We start from the raw sequence: 5,305 nt of genomic DNA, 5'->3' as shown, positions 1-5,305 counted from the left end.
CCGCTGCCATCCCGGTGGTTGGTGACTTCATGGTTGAGCTGTTGCGCGGTGGAGAAAGTGTTGGCCAGTCCACACTCACTCGCTTCTACAGCCTTCACACATTCGTGATGCCTTGGTTGCTTGCAGTCTTCATGCTCATGCATTTCTTGATGATCCGTAAGCAGGGCATTTCTGGTCCTTTGTGATCCATTTCAGTTGCTTTACGCACTGATTCAAGTTTCGGACTTTCCCATTTACCGTTCGTTCATTACTGCTCGCACCATGCATATTCTCAAGAAGCCTGATCTCACCGACCCCAAGCTGCGGGCGAAGCTCGCTAAAGGCATGGGTCACAACTACTACGGTGAGCCTGCATGGCCCAATGATCTTCTCTACATCTTCCCTGTCGTTATCCTTGGCACCATTGCGTGCATCGTTGGTCTCTCTGTATTAGATCCAGCCATGCTGGGTGACAAAGCTGATCCGTTTGCCACACCGCTTGAAATCCTCCCTGAGTGGTATCTCTATCCGGTGTTCCAGATCCTTAGGGTTGTTCCTAACAAGCTTCTCGGTATTGCATTGCAAACCTTGGTCCCTCTTGGTTTGATGCTCATTCCATTCATTGAGAGCTTTAACAAGTTCCAGAACCCATTCCGCCGTCCTATCGCGATGGCAGTGTTCCTGTTCGGTACAGCTACCACCATCTATTTGGGAATCGGTGCTGCGATGCCTATCGACAAGTCACTAACCCTCGGTTTGTTCTAAACCAACCACTCTCAGACAAAACCCCTAGCCCATGGCTGGGGGTTTTATTTTGCGCTGTTTTTTTGAGCTGTTGTTTTATGAGCTCGGTCCGTCAAGGTCGAGCATGTCCACATCATCAGGCTTCACCCGAAGGAAGTGATGGAGCAGTAGAAATCCAACGATGGTCCAGGTTTGATAAGTGCGTGATTGCTGGCCCATCCAAGTGCCTGTGGGCCCATCGAAATATTCAGCCCACTGTTGTCTTGGCAGTTGGTTGAGCTGGCTCCAGTAACAATCTTCAAGCATCGCCTTCATCTGCCCCATCAGGAGGATGTCTGCATTGGGGTGACGGCGTTCATGGAGAAGAATCGAAGCTCCGAAATACCAAAGAAGGCTCGGCCAATGGCCACCATTGTGGTAACTCCACGGCCAGTTCTTAGGGTCGGATCCGGTCTTGTTTTGCCACTCCAGCGTTTCCATGGGTGGGTGGCAAATCCGCATTGGCATCTGTGCCATCAGATGATTGCGGTTGTGAAGCGTGAGCCGAAACAGTGCACGCTGTTGCGGTGCTGTGAGAAGTCCGAAAAGACAGCCCAGGGAATTGCCAAGACTGTAAAAGCGGAAATCGGGTCGGCCGGTACGGATGTTGCCGATCAAATAGCCACCGCGGTTCTCAAGCCAATCCTGCAGCCAATCAGGGATCACTTGTGGCTGCACGTTGAATTCGTTTTGGTGCTGATTGTCGCCGTATTGCTCCGTGGGCCTTCGTCTTAAAACTTGCATCGTTTTACTGGTCACCCAGTAGTGCTTCAGCAAAAATTTGCGGAGATCATGAATCCACTGGCGTGTGAGCACCAAACGTTGATCGAGCAGGCGACTGTTTTGATTCCGTAGGCCGAGCTCCATGAGCTGGGAGCAGCAACGAAGGGAGGCATAGAGGAGCACTTCGACTTCAAGGGGTGCACCCCATACGTCCATGGGGCGATCGATCATGAACGCACAATCCGGAACAAACAGCACCGGTGTGCCCTCAAACGTGGGGTGAAGAACGAGGTCCAACAACAGTTGAACCCCTCGCTGGACGCCTGGGGTGGATCCAAATTGTTCGTCCCCACTGGCTTTGACGTACATCCAGCAGAGGATTGGCCACCAGAGACTGGCGTCGACGGATGTGATCCGTCCGATTGAACGTTGGCCGTAATCGGCAATGAGCTCTCCGTTCTCCTCAACAAAACTTGTTGGGAATACACCACGGGTCTGATAGGTCGTGCTCTGCAGGTCGAGACAGATCTGGAGAAACTGCTTGACGACTTTGAACCTTTTTTGCGTCAACAGGTAGACCATCACTGGCACGTTGTCGCGCAGGAAGATCTCCCCGTAATTGAGGGCCTCGTCATCACGAGGGTGTTGGAGAGCAGCAACGCTTCCTGCCAGGCTGCCAGCAATGGGAATCAGCGTGCGTTCGAAATGCTCTTTGGCCTTTTGAACGACCTGATCTTCTTTGGAGCTGGGACGGACCCTCTGGTTCTGTTGGCTGAAGCGTTCGGCCATGGTGCTGTTGCGACCATTGCTCAAAACTTAGTGATGGACTTTGCCCTGGCCAGTGGAAGCAAGTCTGGAGATGCTCTCAACCCTTAAAGGTTGCAATGAGGGTGGGCTGTGGGTTATGTTTTTGGACTGCGCGGGGGAGTCACACTCCGAGGCGCAGCCGAGGGACGCAAAGAGCGAAAGCTTGAAGTGTTCAGCGGGTGCTTACGAGGTTGGGGGAGAGATCCCACGATGTTGTAAGTTTCACAGGCGGTCGCGAGACCGCAGGCCGACCGTTTCTGAAAGGGAACGCAAAGCCAGAACCTGGACAATTGAAAAGTTTAGGAACTGACGCTTTTATCGCGTTTAGTTTGAGTTAAAGCCGCGAGGTTTTAATGGGAACTAAATGATATTGCGATAAAGGTGTGAGGTCCCGTCAACAACATTTTAGTTGCAGAGAAGCATTGTGCTTACAACTTGAAGGTTTTCACGAACCGTTGAGTTGTCGGTGTGCGCAATGTGGAGCAACGACCGGATCTGAGATCCTGGAAAGTCAAACGAGGAAGAGATTCTAAATTTGCACTCTTGTGAATCCTTCTGTCAGAGGAAGGGGGCGACAACTGCAACCAGTACGCCAGTGCTGAGATTGTGGGTGAAGCAAGTCAATCTGAGGTGAGAACCAAAAGGGATTGATCTACAACGGAGAGTTTGATCCTGGCTCAGGATGAACGCTGGCGGCGTGCTTAACACATGCAAGTCGAACGAACCTTCGGGTTAGTGGCGGACGGGTGAGTAACGCGTGGGAATCTGCCCTCAGGAGGGGGATAACGGTTGGAAACGGCCGCTAATACCCCATATGCCGAGAGGTGAAATGAATTTCGCCTGAGGATGAGCCCGCGTCTGATTAGCTAGTTGGTGAGGTAAGAGCTCACCAAGGCATCGATCAGTAGCTGGTCTGAGAGGATGATCAGCCACACTGGGACTGAGACACGGCCCAGACTCCTACGGGAGGCAGCAGTGGGGAATTTTCCGCAATGGGCGAAAGCCTGACGGAGCAACGCCGCGTGAGGGATGAAGGCCTCTGGGCTGTAAACCTCTTTTATCAAGGAAGAAGATCTGACGGTACTTGATGAATAAGCCACGGCTAATTCCGTGCCAGCAGCCGCGGTAATACGGGAGTGGCAAGCGTTATCCGGAATTATTGGGCGTAAAGCGTCCGCAGGCGGCCCTACAAGTCTGCTGTTAAAAAGTGGAGCTTAACTCCATCATGGCAGTGGAAACTGTTGGGCTTGAGTGTGGTAGGGGCAGAGGGAATTCCCGGTGTAGCGGTGAAATGCGTAGATATCGGGAAGAACACCAGTGGCGAAGGCGCTCTGCTGGGCCATCACTGACGCTCATGGACGAAAGCCAGGGGAGCGAAAGGGATTAGATACCCCTGTAGTCCTGGCCGTAAACGATGAACACTAGGTGTCGGGGGAATCGACCCCTCCGGTGTCGTAGCCAACGCGTTAAGTGTTCCGCCTGGGGAGTACGCACGCAAGTGTGAAACTCAAAGGAATTGACGGGGGCCCGCACAAGCGGTGGAGTATGTGGTTTAATTCGATGCAACGCGAAGAACCTTACCAGGGTTTGACATCCTGCGAATCTCTTGGAAACTTGAGAGTGCCTTCGGGAGCGCAGTGACAGGTGGTGCATGGCTGTCGTCAGCTCGTGTCGTGAGATGTTGGGTTAAGTCCCGCAACGAGCGCAACCCACGTCTTTAGTTGCCAGCATTTAGTTGGGCACTCTAGAGAGACCGCCGGTGATAAACCGGAGGAAGGTGTGGATGACGTCAAGTCATCATGCCCCTTACATCCTGGGCTACACACGTACTACAATGCTACGGACAAAGGGCAGCAAGTTCGCGAGGACAAGCAAATCCCATAAACCGTGGCTCAGTTCAGATCGTAGGCTGCAACTCGCCTACGTGAAGGAGGAATCGCTAGTAATCGCAGGTCAGCATACTGCGGTGAATACGTTCCCGGGCCTTGTACACACCGCCCGTCACACCATGGAAGTTGGCCACGCCCGAAGCCGTTACTCCAACCCTTGTGGAGGAGGACGTCGAAGGTGGGGCTGATGACTGGGGTGAAGTCGTAACAAGGTAGCCGTACCGGAAGGTGCGGCTGGATCACCTCCTAACAGGGAGACAAACAACGATTTTGATGTCTGAGTTTTCTATTCTTAGGCCAAAATCCTGTCACCTTAGGTCGATCGGTACCTCAACTTTGAAGCTAAGAGTTCCAGCAATGGATGACTGCTTAGTGGAGATTTTTAGTTCCTAAACTTTGTCTAGTTCACAACCCATTAGGGATGAGACTCCTGGGCCATTAGCTCAGGTGGTTAGAGCGCACCCCTGATAAGGGTGAGGTCCCTGGTTCAAGTCCAGGATGGCCCATTCGGTGTAGGGGGTTTAGCTCAGTTGGTAGAGCGCCTGCTTTGCAAGCAGGATGTCAGGAGTTCGAGTCTCCTAACCTCCACTGACTGCAATGAATCCCCATCTCCAAAACCTGGAGTATGAACTCGTATGGATTGTGATTTAGATGTGTCCGCTAGATGATCCTAGCTTCTTGTCATTTTAGGCATGGACATTGATCCATGATTTGATTGATAGGATGCTGGGCTCGATGCAATGGATTGAGAGATCAATCCATTGTTTTGATGTCTGGCCGAACCTTGACAACTGCATAGTAAGTCTGGAAAGAATAAAGCATCTCATAGATGCATCATTCTTGAGTGTTGATTCACTTTAGGATGATGTTAATTCTAAGAGCAAGAGCCGAGACTCCAGCATGTTCTTTCAAATGTGTCGAGCATTTGAGAGTTTGATTTTAATTTCTACTTGTGGAAATTAGAAGAATCTGTTTCAACGACAGCAAGCGTGTTGGAGATACATTGGTCAAGCTACAAAGGGCTCACGGCGGATACCTTGGCACACAGAGGCGATGAAGGACGTGGTTACCTGCGATAAGTCTCGGGGAGCTGGAAACACGCTTTGATCCGGGAATTTCCGAAT

The 5,305-nt window shown here is 51.7% G+C and carries 2 protein-coding genes, 2 tRNA genes, 2 rRNA genes and 1 pseudogene; 6 read left to right on the top strand and 1 reads right to left on the bottom strand.

The genetic code is table 11. The features are described 5' to 3' along the window. Together petB and petD are read left to right on the top strand one after the other, a co-directional pair. Positions 1-185, top strand: a pseudogene (gene petB, locus NCN04_RS07625) (cytochrome b6); the annotation flags it as partial. Between the two features lie 76 nt (positions 186-261). After that, a complete protein-coding gene (petD, locus tag NCN04_RS07620) occupies positions 262-744 on the top strand; it encodes a cytochrome b6-f complex subunit IV (RefSeq protein ID WP_006854933.1) in 483 nt (160 codons plus the stop codon). 75 nt (positions 745-819) lie between these two features. Here petD and NCN04_RS07615 read toward each other — a convergent pair whose 3' ends face one another. Continuing rightward, a complete protein-coding gene (locus NCN04_RS07615) occupies positions 820-2,274 on the bottom strand; it encodes a glycoside hydrolase 100 family protein (RefSeq protein WP_048348470.1) in 1,455 nt (484 codons plus the stop codon). Between the two features lie 672 nt (positions 2,275-2,946). Between NCN04_RS07615 and NCN04_RS07610 the strand changes: the two genes are divergently transcribed. From NCN04_RS07610 to NCN04_RS07595, 4 genes are all read left to right on the top strand, one after another. Then, a 16S ribosomal RNA gene (locus NCN04_RS07610) occupies positions 2,947-4,431 on the top strand. A gap of 182 nt (positions 4,432-4,613) precedes the next feature. Beyond that, positions 4,614-4,687, top strand: a tRNA-Ile gene (locus NCN04_RS07605). Between the two features lie 9 nt (positions 4,688-4,696). Continuing rightward, a tRNA-Ala gene (locus NCN04_RS07600) sits at positions 4,697-4,769 on the top strand. 417 nt (positions 4,770-5,186) lie between these two features. Further along, positions 5,187-5,305, top strand: a 23S ribosomal RNA gene (locus NCN04_RS07595); the annotation flags it as partial.

Origin of the sequence: Synechococcus sp. MU1655, from assembly GCF_023630655.1 — a bacterium.
Lineage (GTDB): Bacteria > Cyanobacteriota > Cyanobacteriia > PCC-6307 > Cyanobiaceae > Synechococcus_C.
This window is presented reverse-complemented; position numbering and strand designations above follow the sequence as displayed.

What these genes read in the sequence shown, in the direction of transcription:
- petD (WP_006854933.1), top strand. Translation starts at nt 262, where the DNA reads ATGCATATTCTCAAGAAGCCTGATCTCACCGACCCCAAGCTGCGGGCG.
- NCN04_RS07615 (WP_048348470.1), bottom strand. Translation starts at nt 2,274, where the DNA reads ATGGCCGAACGCTTCAGCCAACAGAACCAGAGGGTCCGTCCCAGCTCC.